Here is a 20,887-nt window from a genome sequence, read left to right on the forward strand (position 1 = left end):
GGGGGTCAGCCGGTGGTTCTCCGTCGGAGAAGCACCGCCCCCGCCACGAGGGCGACGGGTACGCCGAGCCACCACGCTCCCCTCCGGCCCGGTCGGGGGGGAGGCGCGGCTCCCGGAGGAAGATCCCGCCCGCGCACGACAAATGCCGCCCATGTGAACGGGTCCGCCAGCGACTTCCGCCGTGACTCCGCGCACTGCCTCCGAGTTTCCCGCAACGCCTCGGACGGGCGCACGCCGGTGCGCAGGTTCCGGTGGAACCGTTCCATGAACCGAGTCGTGGACTGATCGTCCACTTTCCAGAGAGCCCCCACGACCGTCTCTGCACCGGCCATCAGGAACGCGGTGCCGATGTCCCCGACGGCCCGGCGCCCGGGGACATCGGCGAGGAGAGTCTCGCATCCCGACAGGATCACCAGGCGCGGCGGATGCGGGAGCGCGGCTGCTTCAGCGGGCGTCAGGACCCCGTCGTCGTCGGCACCGGGAGCCAGCAGGAGACCCGCAGCCCCTCCGGAGGAACCCGTGTGTGCGGCGATGTGCAGTATTCGTGCGGCGGGCTTCGCCGAGAGGCGCGCCTCGGTCGCCGCCTCTCCGCAGAGGGCCTCCGCGTCGGGGGATTCGGCTGCAATGCGCGCGCCTTCTCTTTCCGCGCCGACGAGTTGCGTGGCAGGGATCGCTCCGGCGGGAGGGGACGGAGCGGCGAGCACCAATAGATCCAGGAGCACCGAGTCATCCGCCGGGCGCTCGGTGACGGTCGCTGAGGTGATGCGGATCACCGAACACCGGATCCCCAGGGGCTCCGCGAGCCCGCCGATCGGGAGGGCCGCCAGCGCGAGCCCTTCCAGAATCCCGTCCGGCGCGGCAAGAATGCGCTCCGGAAGTAGTGCTTCGGCGAAGGGAAGGAGACGCTTCGAGAGAATCTGGCCGACGCGGTGAGCGTCCTCCGATCGCGCCGGGTCCGCGAGACACGCGCGGTAGAGCAGGATCCACTCGCGAAGTTCTTCCGGTGCGCCTGCGGAAAACGGGCGGACGGACCCCGAAGGCCCTTCGCGCAGGAACCCGAGGACGCGGGCGCCGCCCCAGTGCCATGCGACGAGCGCCTCCCCCGGGCGAAGCGCCGGCGGAGGGAAGCCCAGCGTCAGGGCCAGTGCGTCTTCGGCGAAACCGGACCCGGCGGGCGAGTGAAGGGCGAGGTCGAGGAGGGTCTCCAGATAGGGACGGGTCCGGCGCTGCCGAAGAGCTTGCTCCCCGGCGTCGGGAGCGTCCGCAATCCACGACCGGGCGAACTCCATGGCGCGGTGCGCGGCCGCCCACGCGCGTCCCGGCTCCCCCGCGAGCTGCGCGGTCAGCGCTTCCCGCTGGTGGACATCGGCGCGGTCGGCGGCGGTTCGCGCCAGCGTGTGCGCAGCGGCCAGACTTCGTTCCGCGTCCGCCCGGCGGCCTGATGCGGCCAGCGCCTCCACCCGGGCCAGTTCGATCTGGAGTGCGCCGCCCGCGGGGTCCGCCGAGGGAAGCTCCTTTGCGCGGTCGAGCCACGGCAGCGCGTCCCCGGGGCGGTCGTCGTCCAGCGCCAGAAGGGCCTCGACCAGCGCGAGTTCCGCTTCGGGCATCCCGCGTGGGGCCTCCGCCTCGATGTGGCTCCACGCGCGGCGGAGTGCCTCCCTCGCGCCGGGTGCGTCTCCTGTCAGGCGGCATGCATCGGCCCGGATCCACAGGTACCAGACCTCCCGCCGTGCGTTTTCGGCGCGATCCTCCGGCGTGTCACCCAGGTCGCGCGCGCGGTCGGCCGCTCGCAATGCGACGGCAGCGGCGCTCTCCCAGATGCCGTCGTGCAGAAGCCAGTATGCCCATCGTCCAAGAGCAGTGGGGGCATCGGGGTGGTTCGCAGGCAGGCCCGCAGCCTGTCGGGCCGCGCGGCGAAGAAGAGGCTCCGCCCGCGCCGGAAACCCGCGCGACTGGAGGTCGAGCGCTTCATCGGAGAGGCGAAGCACATCCGACGCGGGCGCCGGATTTTCCGCCTCCGCGGGGAGTGCGATCAGCGCGAGGGCGACCAGCGGAAGGAGGACGGCGCCGACGACGCATGCGAGCCATCGGCCGTGCGCACATGAATCACCCAGGTGATGCCGCTTCCGCTTTCGAGCCATCCAAGGGACTCCGGGTCGATGAGGAGTGTGGTTCCGCCGGTGCGTCCCGCCTCCAGGATCTTCCCGGCTTTCAGGTCGTGAAGCACCACGCGATACTCCACCGCGCCCGCGACCGGTTCCCAGGACAGCGTCACCGGCCCGGAGGCCAATCCGCCGTCTTCCGGAGTGTGCAGGACGACAGCGCTCGTGCCCGAACGGGCGGCGCGGTAGGCGGGTGTCTCGTGTTCCAGCGGTGCGGATCGCACGAAGAAGAGCACCAAGGCGGCCGTCGCGGCGACTCCCGCGACCGTCCATCCGGGCGACAGAGACATCATCTCGCGGAGCGATGTCGACCAGGAGCGTCGCGCCGGGGAATCCGCCACGGCGGGAACTCTCTCGACGGCCTCGCGGAGAAGTGCCGCGGGCGCATCGTGTGCGTCCACAGAGCCGCCCGTCTCGCGAAGCGCCGCCACCAGTTCCCCGAACCTCCGTGCGAGGTCCGGATCCGACGCCAGGAGCGTCCGGGCAGCTTCCGCTTCTTTGCCGGATGGGGTGCCGTCCAGCAGTCCGAGGACCGCTTCCGGAAGATCTGCGCCCTCCGTGAACGGGTCCGCAGAGCCCCCCCGGCCCCAATCGGTCAGGATCAGCGCTTCCTCTTCGAGATCTCGAAAGAGGGCCTTCCCGGGTGGCTGGTTCCTGTCGTGCGTCATGGCTGGTGGTCCTTTCCCTGTTCTCCATGATCAGACACCTCTTCACCCGCGTTTTGAATACCGTTTGCCGCAAAAAGCGCCTCCCGGAACTGGTCGGCCGCTCCGTGAAACGCGCTTTCGTCCCATTCCGGGGAGGAACGCGCGGTCGTCAAGGCCCGGCACCGTCCCAGCGCCTTCCGGAGCCGGTAGGCGGCGTCGTTGGTGTCTCGTGCTCCGAGGACTTCAGCGAGCTCCCGGAGCTTCAGCCCTCCGGCGAAGCGCAGAGTGAGGATTCGGCGGTCCTCCTCCCCCAACGCCTCCAGCGCCTCACGCGCTGCTTTCCGCCCGACTCCGTGATTCCAGTCGGGGAGGGGGCTCTTCCCCGGATCCAATGAGTCTCCCTTGGGTGCTTCCACGGAAAGGAGAGCCTCCCGCTCCAGAATGTCCTTGCCGCCTCTCTCCACGCCACGCCGTCTGAAGAGCCGAAACCGCTCCGTCTGGATCACCCGGTAGAGGTAGGTGCGAAACTCGCATTGCCCTCGAAAGCCCCGAATGAGCGCGAAGTCCCGGGCCTCCAGCCGAACGAAGACGCGTCGGTAGAGTTCTGCGGCGAACTCCTCCGGGTCGTCCAGACCGCCGGAAAACTTCAGCGAAACCGAATAGACGAATCGCGAGTATTTCTCGACGAAGAGACGCCAGCCGCGCGGCGCGTCGGAACCGAGGAGGTCCACGACTTCTCCGATCGCCACGCCGTCATGGCGGGTTTCCATGCCTTCCAAGCTTTTCAGCATCCCGGACAGGGGGCGATGGTTCGACACGAACTCCTCCGGACCCGTGAGGCTCAAAGGCTAGCACGGAGGCAGGTGCCGCGCACGCATCTCCGTGGGTTCCTTCAAGTCCACGCGCGGTTCCGCCGATTATTGATCAGGATTGGAGTGTCCTGACACCTCGGCCCGGAGGCTGACATCGACCACGAGAACCCCCCCGGCGGCGCGGCGCCCTGGGAGGAGGGTCTGGCGTATCTTCTCGCGTTCAGCGAGAAGCTGCTCGACCTGGCTCCGGATGGCATGGCCGTGCTGGACGACCGCCTGTGCGTTCGCTCGGCGAACCGCGCGATGGCGTGCCTCCTGGGATTCGACGAGCCGAATCAGGCGCGGGGCGCATCGCTGGCCGAGCATCCGCTCATCGACATCTTGGTGGATGACGGGAGTGACCGTACGGTAGGGGCGGTGCTCACGGATCTGCTCGACCAGGGAGTCGGGTCGGTGGAAGTGGCCGCGCCTGCGGAGGGCGGTCCCCGGGTTCGTATCAGGGCCGCGGCGTGGGACACCGAGGACCCGGCCTACCGGCGGATTCTCCTCTGGGTCGCGGAAGTCCCGCTGAAGGAACCGGTTCCCGAGGCTTCCATTGGGGAGGAGACGGCTTCCCGCGCAAAGGAAGGCACGCCCCCCCCGGGACAGGGTAGGATGGGGCGGTCCTCGAAAGAGGAGGTCGCTCCCGTGCAGGACAGCTTGATTGAAGCGGACGCTCCCGCCATCCGGGTGGTTCTTCTGGGTGCCGGTGACAACGAGATTCCCGCGCTCCGGTTGCTCTACCGGGTTCGCCGCATGGCCATCGCCATGGTCTTTGACCCCGACGCGGAGGCTCCCGGGCTTTCGCTGGCGCAGGATCTGGGCATTCCCGCGATCTCCGGAAACCTCTCCGTGACGCTGGAGACCCCGCCGGATGCGGTGGTGCTGGCACGCGACGGGTTGGAGGGTTCTCTTGACTCGCTCGGGCTGAGCGCGGTGCCCCGTGTCCGTCGCGACGACCTGGAGGAGTTCCTCGTGGAACCGGACCCCTTCCTCGACCGCACCTGCGCCGCGCCGGAGGTGCTGGTGGAGTCGCCGCCACAGGAACTGGCTGCGGAGGACCCCTTGCCTGCCGCACCCGGGGAACCCGCCGCGGAGGAACCTCCATCCGGGGAGCAGCCCGCGAAAGGCCCGGCTCCCATGGACGAAGTCGAACGACTCGAGGCGGCGGCGGAGCTCTTGTCGGATCTTGCCCGGCTGGGCGGGCAGATTGTCGACATGGGCATCGAGCGGATCGGGGCCTCTTCCGGGAGCCTCATGCTTTTCGACGAGGAAGGGGAAGCGCTTCGTGTGGTGGCGTCGCGAGGATTGCCGCCGACGGTCGTTCAGGAATCCCGGAGGCTTCGAGGCGAAGGGATCGCCGGAAGGGTGGCGGATCGGGGGGAGCCACTTCTTCTCACCGGGCAGGTCGCGGACGCGGCGTTCGATCTGGACCCCGACCGGCCGACCATTCCCTCTTCCGTGTGTGTCCCTGTTCGAACGGCCACCGGGATACTGGGTGTTCTCAACTTCCGCTCCTCACCTCTTGCGCCGGATTTGGACCGTGGCGAACTCGAAGAAGCTGCCGCGCTGGGCCGCCGGGCCGGGCCGCTTCTGGAACGCGCGCTGTTGCTGGAGCGCGCGGAGAGGGGAACCCGGGAGCATTCGCTGGAGGCGGACCTGGAGGCGATTGCCGCGTCGGGTGAGGGGCTGGCTCTCCGGCTGGAGCGGATGGCCGAGCGGTTTGCGTCCGGGCTCGGTACGCAGTCGTGCGCGATCTACTCGCTGGACCCTTCGGGTGACCGGCTTGTTCTGCGGGCGGCGGCCGGGATTTCGGCGGTTCCCGAGGGATCCGTGTCGGCTCCGGTCGGAACGGGGCTGGTGGGGTGGGCGGCGGCGGAGGATCACGCCATCGTGCTGGCTCCCGCCGCGACCGGGGGAGGTCCGGCTCCGTTCAGTGCGGCCGCGCCACTTCGACATGACGGTCGGGTGGTTGGCGTGGTCTCGGTTGAAGGAACGGCCGTCGACACCTTCGCGGACGAGTCCCTTCAGCTTCTGGAGAGCGCGGGCACGATTCCCGGAAGGTGCATCGCTTCGAGCGACTCCCGTTCTTGACCCCCGCGGGGTCAGGAAGTAACCTCAATCGCCTTTTGAATGGGTCGCCCTCGCGCACGCGGTCGGCCCGGTCTTCACAGTTTCCGGGCCCTTCGGGCCGGGTCGGACGGGGCTGCGCCCCGGGAGGAACTTCACATGCCAGTCAGGATCGGAATCAACGGGTTCGGTCGCATCGGCCGAAACTTCTATCGCGTCCTGATGTCCAACCCGGATGTCGAAATCGTCGCCGCGAATGATCTGACGGACTCCGCGACTCTGGCGCACCTGCTCAAGTACGACTCGGTCCACGGTCGTCTCGGCAAGGATGTCAAAGTGGTGGACGGGGGCATCGAAGTCGAGGGTCGCCTGCTGCGCGTTCTGTCGGAGCGGGATCCGGGGAAGCTCCCCTGGGGAGAGCTCGGTGTGGATGTCGTGGCGGAGAGCACGGGGCTTTTCACCGCCCGCGAGAAGGCCGCGCTGCACCTGAAGGCCGGCGCGAAGAAGGTGGTGATCTCCGCGCCGTCGAAGGACGCGGATGTGATGGTCGTGATCGGCGTGAACGATGACATGGTGGATCCGGCTGGCCACGAAGTGGTCTCGACCGCCAGTTGCACCACCAACTGCCTGGCTCCCGTCGCGAAGGTGCTCCACGAGACCTGGGGGATTGAGCACGGCCTCATGACGACGATCCACGCGTACACCAACGACCAGCGGATCCTGGACTTTCCCCACAAGGACCTGCGTCGTGCGCGTGCCGCTGCGGTCAGCATGATTCCCACCACGACCGGCGCGGCGGCTGCGGTGTCCAAGGCGCTTCCGGAGCTGGAAGGAAAGCTGACGGGCATGGCCATTCGCGTTCCGGTACCGAACGGTTCGGTGGTGGACCTCACGGCGGTGCTTTCGCGCGAAACCACCGCAGAGGAAATCAACGAGGCCATGAAGTCCGCTGCCGAAGGAGAGCTTCGCGGGGTGCTGGAGTATTCCGACGAGCCGCTTGTCTCGGTGGACATCATTGGGAATCCGCACAGCTCCATCTTCGATTCCATGTGCACGACGGTGATCGGGGGAACGCTGGTGAAGGTGGTGAGCTGGTACGACAACGAGTGGGGCTACTCCAATCGTCTGGCGGAAATGACGCTGCGCATGGCGAAGGGGATTTCCGGCTGACATGGTGTCCTCCTCTGCTCGTCGGCTGTCCGTCCGGGATCTGAACGCTTCCGGGAAGCGGGTGCTCGTCCGATGCGACCTGAATGTGCCGCTCGCGCACGGAGCGGTGGCGGACGGGACGAGGATTCGGGCCAGCCTGCCCACCATCCGCCACCTGACAGAGGCCGGGGCGCGGGTCATCCTGATGTCGCATCTGGGTCGCCCGAAAGGCCGTGTCGTGCCGGACCTGAGCCTTGCGCCGGTGGCCGGGGAGTTGTCGCGGGAACTGGGGATGCCGGTCGCGATGGCGCCGGATTGCGTCGGGCCGGAGGTGATGCGGCTGGCCGCCGAACTGGGCGACGGGGAGGTGCTCCTGCTGGAGAACCTGCGATTCCACGCAGAGGAGACCGCCAACGAGGAGTCCTTTGCGAAGGGTCTCGCCGCGCTGGCGGATCTGTTCGTGAGTGATGCGTTTGGGACCGCGCATCGCGCACACGCTTCCACGGCAGGCGCGGCCGCGCACTTTGAACAGGCGGCGGCGGGGTTTCTGCTGGAGAAGGAGCTGGCGTTTCTGGGAGGCGCCGTGACGGACCCGGAGCGGCCGTGCGTGGCCATTCTCGGGGGCGCGAAGATCAGCGGGAAGATGGATGTGCTGGAGAACCTGCTGGATCGGATGGACTCCATTCTCATTGGCGGGGCGATGGCCGGGACCTTCTTCCGGGCGCTCGGGCTGGAGACGGGGAACAGCCTCGTGGAGGAGGACCGGATCGGGCTGGCGAAGGGGCTTCTCGCACGGGCCTCGGAGAACGGCCGGGACCTTCGGCTTCCTGTGGACGGCGTGGTGGCTTCGGCGTTTGATGCCGATGCGGATGCGTCGGTCGTCCCCGTGGGCGAGATCCCCGTGGATCGCTGGATGCTGGATGTCGGCCCGGAAACCGTGGCGGAGTACCGCAAGGTGATTCTCGGCGCGCGAACCGTCCTCTGGAACGGGCCCATGGGTGTTTTTGAGATGGATCGGTTTGCAGAGGGAACGCTGGGCATTGCGCGTGCCATGGCCGAGGCGACGGACCTCGGAGCGACCACGATCATCGGCGGGGGAGACTCCGCCGCCGCCATTGCGAAGGCCGCGTGCGCGGATCGAGTGAGCCATGTATCGACGGGAGGCGGTGCGTCCCTTGAGTTCCTGGAGGGGAAACTCCTTCCCGGCGTGGCGGCCCTGACGGAGGTGAACTCTTGAGAACGCCATTCGTATGCGGGAACTGGAAGATGCACAAGACGACGGGAGAGGCCCGGGCGCTCGCGCGGGAGATCGTGAACTCGCTTCGCGGCGGGGCCGGGGGCGTGGATGTGGTGGTATGCCCGCCGTTCACGGCACTGGCGGCGGTGGGGGAGGTGCTGGGAGGGTCCGGGGTGCGTATGGGCGCCCAGAACGCCCATTCCGCCCCGTCCGGGGCGTACACTGGAGAGGTCTCCGCGCCGATGCTGGTTGACCTCGGCTGCGATTTCGTGATACTCGGCCACTCGGAGCGTCGCCAGCTCTTCGGAGAGACCGATTCGGGTGTCCGGGAAAAGCTGGAGTCGGCTCGTGGAGCGGGCCTCGTCCCCATCGTTTGCGTGGGAGAGACCCTGGAGGAACGCGAATCAGGCCGCACCGCAGAGGTGGTGCTGGGCCAGGTGCGCGGGGCGCTGGAAGGTCTGCCGGCCCCGGAGGTCGGGAGGTTGATCCTCGCTTACGAGCCGGTCTGGGCCATCGGTACAGGGAAGACGGCCACGCCGGAAGAGGCTCAGGAGGTGCATGCGCGGATTCGCGCAGAGGTTGAAACATTGTTCGGCGAAGAGCCCGCGGGCTCCGTTCGCATCCTCTACGGAGGGAGCATGAAGCCGGACAACGCCGCGGACCTTCTGTCCCGGCAGGACATTGACGGAGGCCTGATCGGGGGGGCGGCCCTCCGGGCCAGCGACTTCACTACCATCGTGGGTGCGGCATGTACGGAGTGATTCTCGGAGTTCATGTGATTGTCTGTCTCGGCCTGATTCTCGCCGTGCTTCTCCAGTCCTCCAAGGGCACGGGGCTCGCGGGGGGGAGCGCATTCGGCGGTGGCGCGGAGGCCACGGTGTTTGGTGGACGAGGCGCGGCCACATTCCTGTCGAAGGCCACGACCATCCTGGGGGCCTCGTTTATGGTGACCTCCCTGGTGCTGACGCTGATCGGTATCGGGGGAGGAGACGGGCCGGAGAGCATCGTCGCCCGGGAGGCGGCTCAGAACGCTCCGGTAGCGGCACCCGCCACGGGCGCGCCTCTGGGAGGCGATGGCACAGGAACCCCGGTGGCACCCTCGTTTCCGGCGCCGGGTGCGGGGAGCGGCGCGGGAGAACCCGCCTCCACCGACGGGGGAGAGAGTGCGGGCGGAGAGTAGAGTCTGATCCGAGTGCCCGGGTGGTGAAACTGGTAAACACGCACGGTTGAGGGCCGTGTGGGGCAACCCTTGCGGGTTCGAGTCCCGCCCCGGGCACCATGAGAAGAGGGCGGTCAGGGGAAACCCGGCCGCCCTTTCTTCGTTCTGTCTGTGCGGAAGCACCCGGTGGGCTACTCCACCCTGGTCAGCACATCTCTCAGACGCACCATGCCCGCATCGATCTCCGAAGGGCTGACCGCGCCGACGGAAATCCTCATCCAGCCGGTGTCTCCCTCCATCCCGAAAGCCTGGAAGGGAAGAACACCCAGCCCGGCCTCCTCCAGCAGAAGTCGGCGGATGTCTTCGTTGGTCCGGATGTCGCGGCCCGCCACCCGCTTTCCGACCAAGTCGAATCGCACGGAGAGGTAGATGGCTCCCTGCGGCGGGATGTGCTCCACGGGACATCCGGCGGTGGCCATGTCGCCCAGCGCCAGGTGGATGCGATCCAGACGGTCGTGCAGTTGACCGATGAAGGAGACCCGGTGCGCGGAGAGCGCGGTGCGGTCTTTCAGGAAGCGAGCCGTGGCCACTTGTTCCGCGCGCGGCGCCCAGGCCCCGTAGTGCCCGGCCATTTCCCGCATCTTCGCAATGAGATGCGGCGGTCCGGCAGCCCACCCCACGCGCAGCCCGGTGCCGCTCATGGCCTTGCTCACCGCGTCCACCAGGACCGTGTAGGGCGCCATCTCCGGGACCAGCCCCACGGGTGTGTGGTGTCTGGAGTCTCCATAGGTCAGCGTGCGGTATACCTGATCGTAGACCACATAAAGCGGACGCTGCCCGATGGCCTCCCGCCGGGAGTTCTCCCGTACGATGGCCTCGGAGATCCCGCCGAGCGCGCTTTCCGAAATGCAGGTGCCCGTCGGGTTCAGCGGCGAGTTCAGACACAGGAGGCGTGCGCGCTGAATCCACGGTTCGATGGCTTCCGCGTCCAGATGGAAGTTCCGGTCTGGAGAGACGGGAAGCGCCGTGGCGTTTGCGCCGGAGAGATAGGCGTAGTGGTGGTTGTTCCACGAGGGAACGGGATACAGCACGCAGTCCTCCGGGTCCACCACCGCCATGTAGGTGGAATAGATGAGGGGGCGCGCGCCTCCGGCCACGAGCACGCTCTCCATGGGGTACTCCAGTCCCAGATCGTCCCGGTTGAGCACACGGATCTGCTCCCGGAGTTCCGGAACGCCGTCGACGGGTGGGTAGTTGGTTTCCCCGTCGTGCAGTGCCTCTACGATGTAGTCCACCAGAGCTTCAGGAACCGGGAACTGATCCGGCCGGAAATCCCCGACCGTGAGGTTGAGCACCTGCTCTCCACGCCCCTGCATCGCGCGGATTTCGGCGGCGATCCGAAGGATGGTGGAGCCCTCTACGCGGTCCGCATACCGGGACAGGCCGGGTTGCGCGGCGTCGTCACCGGGAAGGAAGTGCGTGAGATTCCTGTCCGGGGTTTTCGAGGCGGTCATGCGGACTCTCCATCCGGAGGACTTCCCTCCTGCTCGAGCGTGACGATCCCCTCCGCGAGTCGGTAGATGTCTCCGGTGCGAGGGCATTCCGCGCGTCCCTGATCATCGAAGGAGATGCTCTCTCCGTACCGTCCGACCCAGCCGTGATGCCGGGCGGGGCTTCCGTACACCAGCGCGAAGTCCGGGACATCCTTCGTTACGACGGCGCCGGCGCCGATCATGGCGTGCAGGCCGATCGTGATGCCGCAGACGATGGTGGCGTTGGCGCCGATGGTGGCTCCCGTTCGGATCAGCGTGGATCGGAACTCCGTTTCCGGGTCTTTCTTGAATGCGGATCTCGGGAGGAAGTCGTTTGTGAAGCACGCGTTGGGTCCGAGGAAGACATAGTCTTCGCAGGTGACCTTGTCCCACACCGCGACTCCGTTTTTCACCGTACAGAAGTCTCCGAGGACGCCACCTCCCTCGACGAAGCTGCACTCTCCGATGTTGCACTCCCGGCCGACGACGGCTCCCGGGAGAACATGGGCGAAGGCCCAGATGCGGGTGCCTTCTCCCACGGTGTCTGAATCGCAGAGACCGCGCGCGTGAACGAACACTCCGGCAGGACTTGCCACGACTCCCTCCTCGCTGATTCCAGGACCGCCCATGGTACGCGTGAGGGCAGGGGAAGGCAACGGGTGTCGCCTCGGTGGGATGTGCTTCCGCTTTCCCCGGCCCGGTCTGTCTGATATCTTGCGCTCCGCCCGGGAATGCCGGGCGAATGCGCGCGGGCTTTGTTCGTAGGAGGGTCACTCATGACCACCGGATCCACTGACCGATTCATTGATCTTGCAGACCAGTTCTCCGCCACCAACTACCACCCTCTTCCGATCGTGATTGAACGCGCGGAGGGCGTCTGGGTCTGGGACCCGGAAGGCCGTCGGTATCTGGACATGCTTGCGGCGTATTCGGCGGTGAATCAGGGACACTGTCATCCGCGGATTCTCGAGGTGCTCCGGTCTCAGGCGGAGCGTGTCACGCTGACTTCGCGTGCCTTCCACAACGACCAGTTTGGTCCGCTTTGTCAGGAACTCTGCGAGGTGGCCGGGTTCGAGAAGGTGCTGCTCATGAACACCGGCGCCGAAGCGGTGGAGACCGCCGTCAAGATGGCGCGGAAGTGGGCGTACGAGGTCAAGGGTGTGGAGCGTGATCAGGCGGAGATCATCGTGGCCGAGGGGAACTTCCACGGGAGGACGACTACCGTGATCAGTTTCTCCACGGATGAGCAGTACCGCGAGGGCTTCGGGCCATTGACGCCCGGCTTCCCGGTGGTTCCGTTCGGAGATGCGGACGCACTGGAGGCGGCGATCACTCCGCGGACGGCGGCGTTCCTTGTGGAGCCCATTCAGGGCGAGGCGGGGATCATCATTCCGCCGGACGGATACCTGAAGCGTGTGCGGGAGCTTTGCACGCAACACAGGGTGCTTCTGATTGCCGACGAGATCCAGAGCGGACTGGGACGGACCGGGAAGCTGTTCGCGCACGAGCACGCCGGGATCCGGCCGGACGCGTTGATTGTCGGGAAGGCGCTCTCCGGCGGCTTCTACCCGGTGAGCGCGGTGCTGGCGGACAGCGAAGCCATGGGGGTCTTCCGGCCGGGGGATCACGGATCGACTTTCGGCGGGAATCCGCTTGGCTGCGCGGTTGCCCGGGAGGCGCTGGCCGTGCTTCGCGAAGAGAACCTCGTGGAAAACTCGCGGGAGATGGGCGCGTACCTCATGGAGCGGCTGGCCGAGGTCCCGTCGGAGGTGGTGGAAGAGATCCGCGGAGTGGGGCTTTGGATCGCGATCGAGGTGAAGGAGACGGCCGGAAGCGCGCGTCCCTACTGCGAGGCGCTGAAAGAGCGCGGTATTCTCGCGAAGGAGACGCATGAGCAGGTGGTGAGGATCGCGCCGCCGCTTTGCATTACGCCGGAGGAGATCGACTGGGCGGTCCCGCTGATCGTGGAGGTACTGTCCGGGAAGAGGGGCTGAGAGCGCCCGCTTCGGAGAGCACCATGCCGCCGAGAATGATGATTCCGCCGAGCCACGCGGTGGGCGTCAGCGTCTCGCCGAGGAGCACCCACGAGAACCCCGCCGCGAAGAGCGGCTCCGTGGCGTAGACCAGTGCGGCGCGGGTCGGCTCCACCTTCGGCTGGTAGCGGAGTTGGAGCCAGACCACGCAGGCGGTGGCGAGAATCGCGGTGGTTGCCAGCCCCGTCAGCAGCACGGGGACGGGTTCCATGCGGGGAGTCTCGACAAGCGGGGACAAGAGGAGCGCGAGAGCCGCGGTGACCCCCAACTGCGAGACGAGAAGCCCGGCGCGGTCGTAGTCGCGGCCGTACTTCCCCAGAAGCGCGACATGAAGCCCGAAGAAGAACGCGCAGGCGATCGTCCAGGAGTCTCCCCGGTTCCATGAACCAGCCTCCGGGGCGGTGAGAATCCAGAGCCCGGGTACGGCAAGTGCCAGTCCCGCCATGGAGAGGGGGCGGGGTTTCCGGCCGGTGAGGAGCATTGACCAGACTGGAACCAGTGCGACGGAAAGTCCGGTGATGAATGCCGACCGGGCCGGCGTGGTGACGGCCAGCCCCAGCGTCTGGGTGCAGTAGCCTCCGGCGAGGACCACGCCCAGCCCGATGCCGCGAACAAGCGCCGCCCGGACTTCGGGGCCCCGGTGACGCAGGAGTGGCAGCGTGGCCAGCGTGGCCAGCGCAAACCGCATTCCCACGAACAGCAGTGGCGACGCATGGTCCAGAGAGGCCTTGACCGCCACGAAGGTGGCGCCCCAGAGGAAGGAAACGAGGAGGAGTGCTGCGGTCGGGGGCATCAGGCGCATTCCTTGAGGATTTCAGGCTCCGATCGTGCTATTATGGACATCCTTGTACGCAATCCCGGAAATCGCAGCCATCCTGAGGAACCCAGTATGCATCGGAACATCTCTCTTGCCGCTCTGGCGGTCGCCCTGTCTTGCCTTGCGCCGTGTCCCTCGTTCGCGTGGGATACCTACAACACCGTCCTTCGCAGCCATCAGAATGTCCACCCCGGCGTGAATGACTGCTGGGGGTACACGGCCCCGGACGGAACGGAACTGGCCATCTATGGCTACGATCTGGGAACGGCCTTCGTGAACGCGACGGACCCGGACAACCCGGTCGAGATCTTCGACCTGGCCGGTCCCAGTTCCGTCTGGCGAGACATCAAGACATACCTCAACTATGCGTACATCGTCACGGAAGGATCGGGCGCGGGGACGGGCATGCAGATTGTGGATCTCTCGGATCCGCTGAACCCCGTCTATGTCACCACCTACACGGCGGCCGGAATGACCACCGCGCACAACATCTGGATCGACGAACCCGAGGGCGTCGCCTATTGCTGCGGGGCGGCCCCGGGCGGGGGGATGCACATTCTGTCGCTTGCGGACCCCGAGAATCCGGTAGAGCTGGACTTCTTCAGTCAGTACTACATCCACGATCTGTATGTCGGGAACGGTCGAGCTTATGCCGGGAACATCTACTCGGGCGCGCTTCGGATCATTGATGTGACGAATCCATCCCAGCCGGTGACCATTGCTTCGCATTTCTATCCGGACGGATTCACACACAACGGGTGGCCGACCGCGGATGAGTCGCACTGCATCACCACGGATGAAGTCGGCGGGGGGCACCTGAAGATCTGGGACATCTCCAACTTCTCGAACATCTCGCTTGCCGGAGAGTGGGAGCCGGACCCCAACGGGATCATCCACAATGCTCTGCTCCGTGACGACATGGCGTACATCTCCTACTACACGCGCGGAGCCCGAATCGTGGATGTCACGAACCCGACCGCTCCCGTGGAAGTGGGGTACTTCGACACCTCCACAAGGCCCAGCGGGTTCAATGGTGACTGGGGCATCTACTGCTTCCGGGACGACAACATCGTGTACGCGTCGGATCGCCAGAACGGACTGTTCATCTTTGAGTTCGTCGGGGACTTTGCCGCGGACATTTCCGGGGTCGTGCGTGACGCGGGAACGATGGCCGTTCTGGACAGCGCGACGGTAACCCTCCTGGAGGACGGGCTCACACTCTCTACCGGAGGGGCGGGCACCTATGCCGGCGCGGTCTCCGGAGGGAGCTACACGGTGATCACCACGCGGTTCGGTTATGTACCGGACACGACCGTTGTGGCCATGCCCGGGCACTCGCAGGTGACCCACGATGTACTGCTGAGCGCGTCCCCGAACGGGGCGGCGCGGCTTCACCTGACATACCGCGGCGCCCCTGCGGAAGGGGTGCTGATGGATATCCCGGGGACCCCCGTTCACGGACTGGTGTCGGACGCCGCCGGGGAGATTCTCGTGCCGGGTCTTCCGGTGGGACAGACCTGGGGGCTTCGCGTGGCGCGCTTCGGGCTGGCGGTGACGGAGATTCCCGCAGCGGTCACCGAGGGGACCGTGACGGATGTGTTCGCGGAACTGGCCTCGGGATTCCAGGACGACTTCGAAGTCGATCAGGGCTGGACGGTGGGAGACCCCGCCGATGACGCAACGGACGGATTCTGGGAACGGCGGATTCCTCTCGGCAGCTACTTCCTGGGTATCGTCGGTCCCGAAGAGGACGCAACCCAGGCCGGGACCGGATACGCCTACATCACGGAACGCCATGTGATGGGGGCCTATGTCGGGACTTCGGATGTGGATACCGGGCGCACCTCCGTGCTCTCCCCCGTGTTTGATGCGACCGGGCTGGGGTCACTCATGCTGAACTACCAGCGCTGGTTTTCGAATCGGGCGCCCACTCCCGCATCGGATCCGTTCCGGGCGGAGATCAGCAACGACGGCGGCGCCACCTGGACGAATCTGGAGACGGTGAACACGGGAACGGACAGCTGGGCCGCGGTGAGCATCTCGCTGGACGGGGTGATCACCCTGACGGACTCCATGCGTCTCCGGTTCTCGGCGGAGGACCCAGGTAGCGACACCTATGTGGAAGCCGGACTCGACGATGTAGAGATTCTCTCCACCGCGACTTCGGCGGGAATCCCGTCTGCCGCGACGGACTCAGAGTCTCTGCTTCGCGCTCCAGTGCCGAGTCCGTTCCGTTCGAGCGTGGACTTTTCGTTTGAACTCCCCGCATCCGATGCCGTGGAACTGGTCGTCCACGATGTCTCGGGGCGTCGAGTCGCGCGGCTTCTCTCCGCCGAGCGCCTGGCTTCGGGAGTGCATCGCGTTCGCTGGGACGGGCGGGATGACCAAGGGCGACAGGCGGTTCCGGGTGTCTACTTCGTGCGGCTGGAAACCCGGGAAGGCGTGGAGTCCGAGAAGGTCGTGCGCGTTCGCTGATTCGGCGCGGAGCCTGCTAGCGGGCCTGCTCGGAGAAGATATCGAGGCGAATGTTGGATCCCGGTTCCACGAAGAAGCGGATGCCCTCCTCGTCAGGCATCCATGAGAACTGAATGTCGCGCCTGCGGTGCCGGCCGGGGAACTCGACGAGTCCGCTCTCGAAGTCCTTCAGGTGGCAGCCGAGTGTCTTGAGTTCCGCATCCAGGTCCGAGAGTTCACGCGTGAGACGGTCGTGTTCCGGCGAAGAGTTGCCGAACTCCTCGCGGACTCTGATCAGTTCCTTCCACTTGTCCGCTGCATCGCGCGCAATGGATCGCACAAGAGGGAGGGCCTGTTCGGCTTCCCGGATTGAAAAGCGCCGCTCTTCCTGGGATGCACTCATCGTTCCCCTCCCGGCCCGCCGGTCTGCGGGACACTAGTAGCATCGGCCGGACCGCACCGGCTCTTCACCGGAATCCTGCGGCCGCTTTGGGGGGATCGGTCGGTGATTGCGGGCGTTTCGCCCTCCCTCCGGCGAAGCCGCAGCAGAGCGCAGCCCGACACCCAAACCAGTTAGATCTCCCAGACATCCCCTTGCTCAAGAAGGTCTTCCAGCTTCCCCGGCCCTTCGGCCGCAGTGACCGTGGCGATCTGGTCCGCCATGGCCGCATCGAAGGTGGGGGCCTCCACGGCTCGGAACACGCCGATGGGAAGCGGGAAATCCGGGGGTTGCAATGACGCAAGCATAGACGCCATGGCCACAGAAGGGGCCTTTTCGTCGTGGACGAAGAGGCCGTCCGTCTGGTTTCCGCTTTCAGGAATGTCGACGATTTCAAGGTCCCGGGACTGGAAGCGAAGACCCTTGTTCTCTTCCGAGCCGAACACGAGCGGCTTCCCATGGGCGAGCTCCACCTGCGTGTCCTTGCGGTGGGCTCTCTCCGTGATGCTCTTGAAGGCGCCGTTGTTGAAGATGTTGCAGTTCTGGTAAATCTCCACGAAGGAGGTTCCGCGGTGAGCCTGAGCCCGCGCGAGCGTCTCCTTGAGATGCTGCCCTGAGACATCGGTGGTGCGGGCGACGAAAGTGGCTCCCGACCCAAGCGCCAGCAGGATCGGATTGAACGGAGGGTCCACGGTGCCGTAGGGCGAGGACCGCGTGCGCTTGCCGTACTCCGAAGTGGGGGAGTACTGGCCCTTGGTGAGCCCGTAGATTCGGTTGTTGAACATCAAGATGTTGATGTCGACATTGCGCCGGAGCGTATGGATGAGGTGATTCCCTCCGATGGCAAGCGAGTCTCCGTCTCCGGACGCGACCCATACGGACAGATTCGGGTTGGCAATCTTCACACCACTGGCGATGGCGGCCGCACGGCCATGAATGCCGTGGAAACCGTAGGTCTTCAGGTAGTACGGAAACCGGCTGGAACATCCGATGCCCGACACGAAGACGAAGTCCTCCCGGGGAATCCCGAGCGTCGGAAGGATGTTCTGTACCGCCGAGAGAATGGAATAGTCTCCGCAGCCCGGACACCATCGGATGGCCTGATTGCTGACGAAGTCCTTCTTGACGAGGGGAGCGCTCCCGTTGGCCTGGTCGGTCATTCCCCGTCCTCCAGCGTGCGGTGGATTGCATCCAGGATCTCCGAACTCTTGAACGGTTTGCCCTGGACCTTGTTGTACTGTTTCACATCGATGAGGAACTCCGCTCGCAGCATGTGCGCCAACTGGCCGAGGTTCAGTTCCGGGACCAGGATCTTGTCAAACCCCTTCAGGAGTTCCTCCAGATTCTTCGGGAAGGGGAACAGGTAGTCCACATGAACATGGGACACTTGAAGACCGTTTTCCGCGCCGCGCCGCAGCGCGCCGCAGATGGCTCCGTAGGTGCTCCCCCAACTGACAATCAGGAGTTTGCCGGTGCGGTCCCCGACCACTTCGGCGTCGGGGATGGAATCCTGGATCCGGGCGACCTTCTCGGCGCGCAGCTGGACCATCTTCTGGTGGTTGGCGGGGTCGTGGCTGACATTGCCGCTCCCGTCCTCCTTTTCCAGGCCTCCGATCCGATGTTCCAGGCCCGGCGTGCCGGGAATGGCCCAGGGCCGTGCGAGCGATTCCGGGTCCCGATCGAAGGGGCGGAAGCCCTCCGGGTCTGTTCGCAGCTTGACGGGGATTCCCGGGAGTTCGTCCGGGGAGGGGATCTTCCACGGCTCCGCGCCGTTGGCGAGGTATCCGTCCGAGAGAATGATGACCGGAGTCATGTACTGGATGGCGATCCGCGCCCCCTCCATGGCTGCCCAGAAGCAATGCCCCGGAGAGCGTGCGCTGATAATGGGGATGGGGGCCTCGCCGTGCCGCCCGTAGGCGGCCTGAAGCAGGTCCGCCTGCTCCGTTTTCGTGGGGAGACCCGTGGAGGGACCTCCTCGCTGGATGTTCACGATCACAAGCGGGAGCTCCGCCATCACAGCCAGCCCCATGGCTTCCGACTTGAGCGCCATGCCCGGCCCGCTGGTGGTCGTGACCGCGAGCATCCCCGCGAACGCTCCACCGATCGCCTGGCAGATGGCTGCGATCTCATCTTCGACCTGGATGGTCAACACGCCATGGCGCTTGTGCTTGGCCATCTCGTGAAGGATGTCGCTGGCGGGGGTGATGGGATAAGTGGACAGAAACACGGGAAGCCGGGAGCGGTGCCCGGCGGCGGTCAGTCCGAGCGCCATGGCCGTATTGCCGTTGATGTTGCGGTATTTCCCGGGAGGGAACTCCGCCTTCTCCACGCGATAAGTGGTCTGGAAGACATGCGTGGCCTCGCAGTAGGCTCGTCCGCCCTGGATCGCGAGGCGGTTGGCCTCGGCCAGTTCGGGGCGGTTCTGGAACTTCTTTTTCAGCCAGGCGACCGTGGTGTCGGATGACTGATTGTAGAGGTAGTACATCATCCCCAGTGCGAAGAAGTTCTTGCATCGGTCCACGGTCTTGCGGGGAAGGTCCAGCTTCTCCAGCGCCTTCCGCGTGAGCGTCGTAAGCGGAACTTCGATGGTTCGGTAGCCGTCCAGCGAGTGGTCATCCAGGGGGCTCTTCTCGTACCCGGCAAGCTGGATGTTCTTCGGCGTGAAGAGATCCGTATTGATGATCAGGATGGCATTGACCTTGAGGTCCTGGACGTTCATGCGAAGCGCGGCGGGATTCATCGCGACGAGTGCATCCGGCTGATCACCGGGAGTATGAATGTCCATGCTGGCAAAGCTGATCTGGAAGCCGCTCACGCCAGCCAGCGAACCCGCGGGTGCGCGGATCTCGGAAGGGAAGTCCGGGAAAGTGCTGACATCGTTCCCGAGGATGGCGGAGGTGTTGGTGAACTGGTTTCCGGTGACCTGCATTCCGTCACCGGAGTCTCCGGCGAACCGGATGATCACACGCTGGACGCTTTCGACTCCGTTCTGCACGGGGTCCTTCGCTGTCGGGTTCATAGCTCCGCTCTCGCCGCAAGGCGATGGTTCCCCCGGTCTCCCGGGAAAAGGCTGACGGCTCACGCCCCCCGGGAGGAGGAGGCAGACAGTTTCTTGACGACTTGCTTCCTTGCCCTGTTCTTCGACACCCCTGATCTATCGGTTGAGAGGGATGGGGTCAAGAGATCCTCGGGTTTTCTTCCGATTGCGTCCATTTTCTCCAGGAATCGGAGCGTCAGGATATCTCGTGCGCGGGCGTAAGTGGAGGGGGTGAATCGATCCAGATGGGCGATCCCACCCGCCATCATTCCGTGTCCGCCCGCCTTTCCTTCCTTGCCGACCACCCGGGCAATGGTCCGTCCCGCATGGCCGGAGCGGACCCTGGTTCGGAGCGACAGGGCCACCATGCCGTTCACCTGGCCCATGCAGAGCGCCCAGCGCACGGAGTCCAGTCGCAGAATCATGTCGCAGAACTCGGCGCAGAAGTCCGGGTTGGAGATCTTCCCCAGCGAAGTGACGGAGACATCCCCGTAGAGGACGGAGTGAGACAGCGCGTGTCCCATCAGCCCGAAGTACTCCCGGGAGACGCCCGCGTGTTCGATGTCGGAGATCTTGCGGAAGTCCACATGCGGGAAAAGCGCGACATAGGCGTCGCGGTCCCTGCGTGAGGCTTCCCGGCTGAGGCTTTGCGTCTCCGCTTTGATTCCGTAGAAGAGCGCGGTGGCCAGGTCCGGGTCCAGCCGGAGGCGGGCGGCGCGAAGGTACTCCAGCATCATGGTGGCCGTGGCGCCGAAGCGGGTGCGGATGTCGTGGAAGGCGGCGCGGCGAGTCTCCCGGCGAATGGGGTGGTGGTCGATGACCACTTGCGGTACGCGTCCGGACGGCAGCGAGTTGTTTCCGCTCCGGGGCTGCGTGTCGACGAGCGCGAAGCCGCAATAGGTCGAGAAGTCCACCTCTTCCACCGGTTTCAGACCGGAGCGCACGGCGCGGATCAGCGCTTGATTCTCCGCGCGGCCGACCGTTCCACCGTAGGCGATATCCACCTCGGCGCGGGTTCGCCTCTCCAGTATGCGACGAAGCGCAAGTGCGCTGGCCACGGAGTCCGGGTCCGGGTAGTCGTGCGTCAGGATGAGTATTCTGTTGGCGCCGTCGAATGCGCGGAGCAGGCGCTTCAGTCGGGTCCGGCTCATCTCGGTGGTCTTCATGACGATTCCTGCCGTCGGTCCTTTCGAGAAGAGATCCCGTGCGTGATTCCGGGTGAACGGCGTTTCCCCGAAGGGAAGCGGGCATTCACGAAGTTCCGAAAACAGACGGAACATACTAGCACCCCAGAGTCACG

Annotated in this window: 17 protein-coding genes and 1 tRNA gene; 8 read left to right on the forward strand and 10 right to left on the reverse strand. The window is 65.9% G+C overall.

Annotated features, from left to right (window positions below):
- Window positions 1–5: 5 nt before the first annotated feature.
- Genes QF819_03410 through QF819_03420 form a run of 3 tightly spaced genes read right to left on the reverse strand, consistent with a single transcriptional unit; the run spans window position 6 to window position 3,627 of the window.
- On the reverse strand, window positions 6–2,141 hold the full coding sequence (locus QF819_03410; protein MDP6802209.1) for a CHAT domain-containing protein: 2,136 nt from the start codon (window positions 2,139–2,141) through the stop codon (window positions 6–8).
- Window positions 2,033–2,830: a hypothetical protein gene (locus QF819_03415; GenBank protein ID MDP6802210.1), complete on the reverse strand. Its 798-nt coding sequence runs from the start codon at window positions 2,828–2,830 to the stop codon at window positions 2,033–2,035. Before QF819_03415 ends, QF819_03410 begins: the two co-directional genes overlap by 109 nt.
- On the reverse strand, window positions 2,827–3,627 hold the full coding sequence (locus tag QF819_03420) for a sigma-70 family RNA polymerase sigma factor (GenBank protein ID MDP6802211.1): 801 nt from the start codon (window positions 3,625–3,627) through the stop codon (window positions 2,827–2,829). The genes QF819_03415 and QF819_03420 overlap by 4 nt, the downstream gene beginning before the upstream one ends.
- 249 nt (window positions 3,628–3,876) lie before the next feature.
- Here QF819_03420 and QF819_03425 point away from each other — a divergent pair, with 249 nt between their 5' ends.
- The 6 genes from QF819_03425 (at window position 3,877) to QF819_03450 (ending at window position 9,395) form a co-directional block, all read left to right on the forward strand.
- Entirely contained in the window at window positions 3,877–5,754 is a 1,878-nt protein-coding gene (locus QF819_03425; GenBank protein MDP6802212.1) for a GAF domain-containing protein, read from the forward strand.
- 135 nt (window positions 5,755–5,889) lie between these two features.
- Entirely contained in the window at window positions 5,890–6,900 is a 1,011-nt protein-coding gene (gene gap, locus QF819_03430) for a type I glyceraldehyde-3-phosphate dehydrogenase (protein ID MDP6802213.1), read from the forward strand.
- A 1-nt stretch (window position 6,901) separates the two neighbouring features.
- Window positions 6,902–8,116 (forward strand): phosphoglycerate kinase, encoded by a 1,215-nt coding sequence (locus QF819_03435; protein ID MDP6802214.1) that lies wholly within the window; start codon window positions 6,902–6,904, stop codon window positions 8,114–8,116.
- On the forward strand, window positions 8,113–8,877 hold the full coding sequence (tpiA, locus tag QF819_03440) for a triose-phosphate isomerase (GenBank protein MDP6802215.1): 765 nt from the start codon (window positions 8,113–8,115) through the stop codon (window positions 8,875–8,877). Before QF819_03435 ends, tpiA begins: the two co-directional genes overlap by 4 nt.
- Window positions 8,874–9,296, forward strand: a complete 423-nt coding sequence (gene secG, locus QF819_03445; protein ID MDP6802216.1) for a preprotein translocase subunit SecG — start codon at window positions 8,874–8,876, stop codon at window positions 9,294–9,296. The genes tpiA and secG overlap by 4 nt, the downstream gene beginning before the upstream one ends.
- Before the next feature lie 14 nt (window positions 9,297–9,310).
- Window positions 9,311–9,395 (forward strand) — tRNA-Leu (locus tag QF819_03450).
- A gap of 71 nt (window positions 9,396–9,466) precedes the next feature.
- Here QF819_03450 and QF819_03455 read toward each other — a convergent pair.
- Both QF819_03455 and QF819_03460 read right to left on the reverse strand, forming a co-directional pair.
- The gene (locus QF819_03455) at window positions 9,467–10,789 is read right to left on the reverse strand and encodes an aminotransferase class I/II-fold pyridoxal phosphate-dependent enzyme (GenBank protein MDP6802217.1); all 1,323 of its coding nucleotides are present in this window, start codon (window positions 10,787–10,789) and stop codon (window positions 9,467–9,469) included.
- Entirely contained in the window at window positions 10,786–11,436 is a 651-nt protein-coding gene (locus tag QF819_03460; GenBank protein ID MDP6802218.1) for an acyltransferase, read from the reverse strand. Before QF819_03460 ends, QF819_03455 begins: the two co-directional genes overlap by 4 nt.
- Window positions 11,437–11,583: 147 nt before the next feature.
- On the opposite strand from QF819_03460, the gene rocD reads away from it, so the two are divergent.
- Entirely contained in the window at window positions 11,584–12,801 is a 1,218-nt protein-coding gene (rocD, locus tag QF819_03465; GenBank protein MDP6802219.1) for an ornithine--oxo-acid transaminase, read from the forward strand.
- Here rocD and QF819_03470 read toward each other — a convergent pair.
- Window positions 12,734–13,633 carry a DMT family transporter gene (locus QF819_03470; GenBank protein MDP6802220.1) on the reverse strand — a complete coding sequence of 300 codons (900 nt, stop codon included), beginning with the start codon at window positions 13,631–13,633 and terminating at the stop codon, window positions 12,734–12,736. The two genes, rocD and QF819_03470, sit on opposite strands and share 68 nt — an antisense overlap.
- A gap of 96 nt (window positions 13,634–13,729) precedes the next feature.
- On the opposite strand from QF819_03470, the gene QF819_03475 reads away from it, so the two are divergent.
- Window positions 13,730–16,132 carry a choice-of-anchor B family protein gene (locus QF819_03475; protein ID MDP6802221.1) on the forward strand — a complete coding sequence of 801 codons (2,403 nt, stop codon included), beginning with the start codon at window positions 13,730–13,732 and terminating at the stop codon, window positions 16,130–16,132.
- A 16-nt stretch (window positions 16,133–16,148) separates the two neighbouring features.
- Here the strand turns inward: QF819_03475 and QF819_03480 are convergent, their stop codons facing one another.
- The 4 genes from QF819_03480 to QF819_03495 form a co-directional block, all read right to left on the reverse strand.
- Complete coding sequence (locus QF819_03480; GenBank protein ID MDP6802222.1) at window positions 16,149–16,514, reverse strand: DUF2203 family protein; 366 nt, start codon at window positions 16,512–16,514, stop codon at window positions 16,149–16,151.
- 170 nt (window positions 16,515–16,684) lie between these two features.
- Window positions 16,685–17,710 carry a 2-oxoacid:ferredoxin oxidoreductase subunit beta gene (locus QF819_03485; GenBank protein MDP6802223.1) on the reverse strand — a complete coding sequence of 342 codons (1,026 nt, stop codon included), beginning with the start codon at window positions 17,708–17,710 and terminating at the stop codon, window positions 16,685–16,687.
- Window positions 17,707–19,569: a 2-oxoacid:acceptor oxidoreductase subunit alpha gene (locus tag QF819_03490; GenBank protein ID MDP6802224.1), complete on the reverse strand. Its 1,863-nt coding sequence runs from the start codon at window positions 19,567–19,569 to the stop codon at window positions 17,707–17,709. Before QF819_03490 ends, QF819_03485 begins: the two co-directional genes overlap by 4 nt.
- Before the next feature lie 59 nt (window positions 19,570–19,628).
- Window positions 19,629–20,867, reverse strand: a complete 1,239-nt coding sequence (locus QF819_03495; protein MDP6802225.1) for a DHH family phosphoesterase — start codon at window positions 20,865–20,867, stop codon at window positions 19,629–19,631.
- Window positions 20,868–20,887 lie beyond the last annotated feature (20 nt).

Source organism: Gemmatimonadota bacterium (assembly GCA_030747075.1).
Taxonomy (GTDB): Bacteria; ARS69; ARS69; order ARS69; family ARS69; genus ARS69.

Bases quoted from the DNA above. Each gene is read 5' to 3' on its own strand.
- QF819_03410 (MDP6802209.1), bottom strand. From the start codon at position 2,141: ATGGCTCGAAAGCGGAAGCGGCATCACCTGGGTGATTCATGTGCGCAC.
- QF819_03415 (MDP6802210.1), bottom strand. From the start codon at position 2,830: ATGACGCACGACAGGAACCAGCCACCCGGGAAGGCCCTCTTTCGAGAT.
- QF819_03425 (MDP6802212.1), top strand. From the start codon at position 3,877: ATGGCCGTGCTGGACGACCGCCTGTGCGTTCGCTCGGCGAACCGCGCG.
- gap (MDP6802213.1), top strand. From the start codon at position 5,890: ATGCCAGTCAGGATCGGAATCAACGGGTTCGGTCGCATCGGCCGAAAC.
- QF819_03435 (MDP6802214.1), top strand. From the start codon at position 6,902: ATGGTGTCCTCCTCTGCTCGTCGGCTGTCCGTCCGGGATCTGAACGCT.
- QF819_03455 (MDP6802217.1), bottom strand. From the start codon at position 10,789: ATGACCGCCTCGAAAACCCCGGACAGGAATCTCACGCACTTCCTTCCC.
- QF819_03460 (MDP6802218.1), bottom strand. From the start codon at position 11,436: ATGGGCGGTCCTGGAATCAGCGAGGAGGGAGTCGTGGCAAGTCCTGCC.
- rocD (MDP6802219.1), top strand. From the start codon at position 11,584: ATGACCACCGGATCCACTGACCGATTCATTGATCTTGCAGACCAGTTC.
- QF819_03470 (MDP6802220.1), bottom strand. From the start codon at position 13,633: ATGCCCCCGACCGCAGCACTCCTCCTCGTTTCCTTCCTCTGGGGCGCC.
- QF819_03475 (MDP6802221.1), top strand. From the start codon at position 13,730: ATGCATCGGAACATCTCTCTTGCCGCTCTGGCGGTCGCCCTGTCTTGC.
- QF819_03480 (MDP6802222.1), bottom strand. From the start codon at position 16,514: ATGAGTGCATCCCAGGAAGAGCGGCGCTTTTCAATCCGGGAAGCCGAA.
- QF819_03485 (MDP6802223.1), bottom strand. From the start codon at position 17,710: ATGACCGACCAGGCCAACGGGAGCGCTCCCCTCGTCAAGAAGGACTTC.
- QF819_03490 (MDP6802224.1), bottom strand. From the start codon at position 19,569: ATGAACCCGACAGCGAAGGACCCCGTGCAGAACGGAGTCGAAAGCGTC.
- QF819_03495 (MDP6802225.1), bottom strand. From the start codon at position 20,867: ATGTTCCGTCTGTTTTCGGAACTTCGTGAATGCCCGCTTCCCTTCGGG.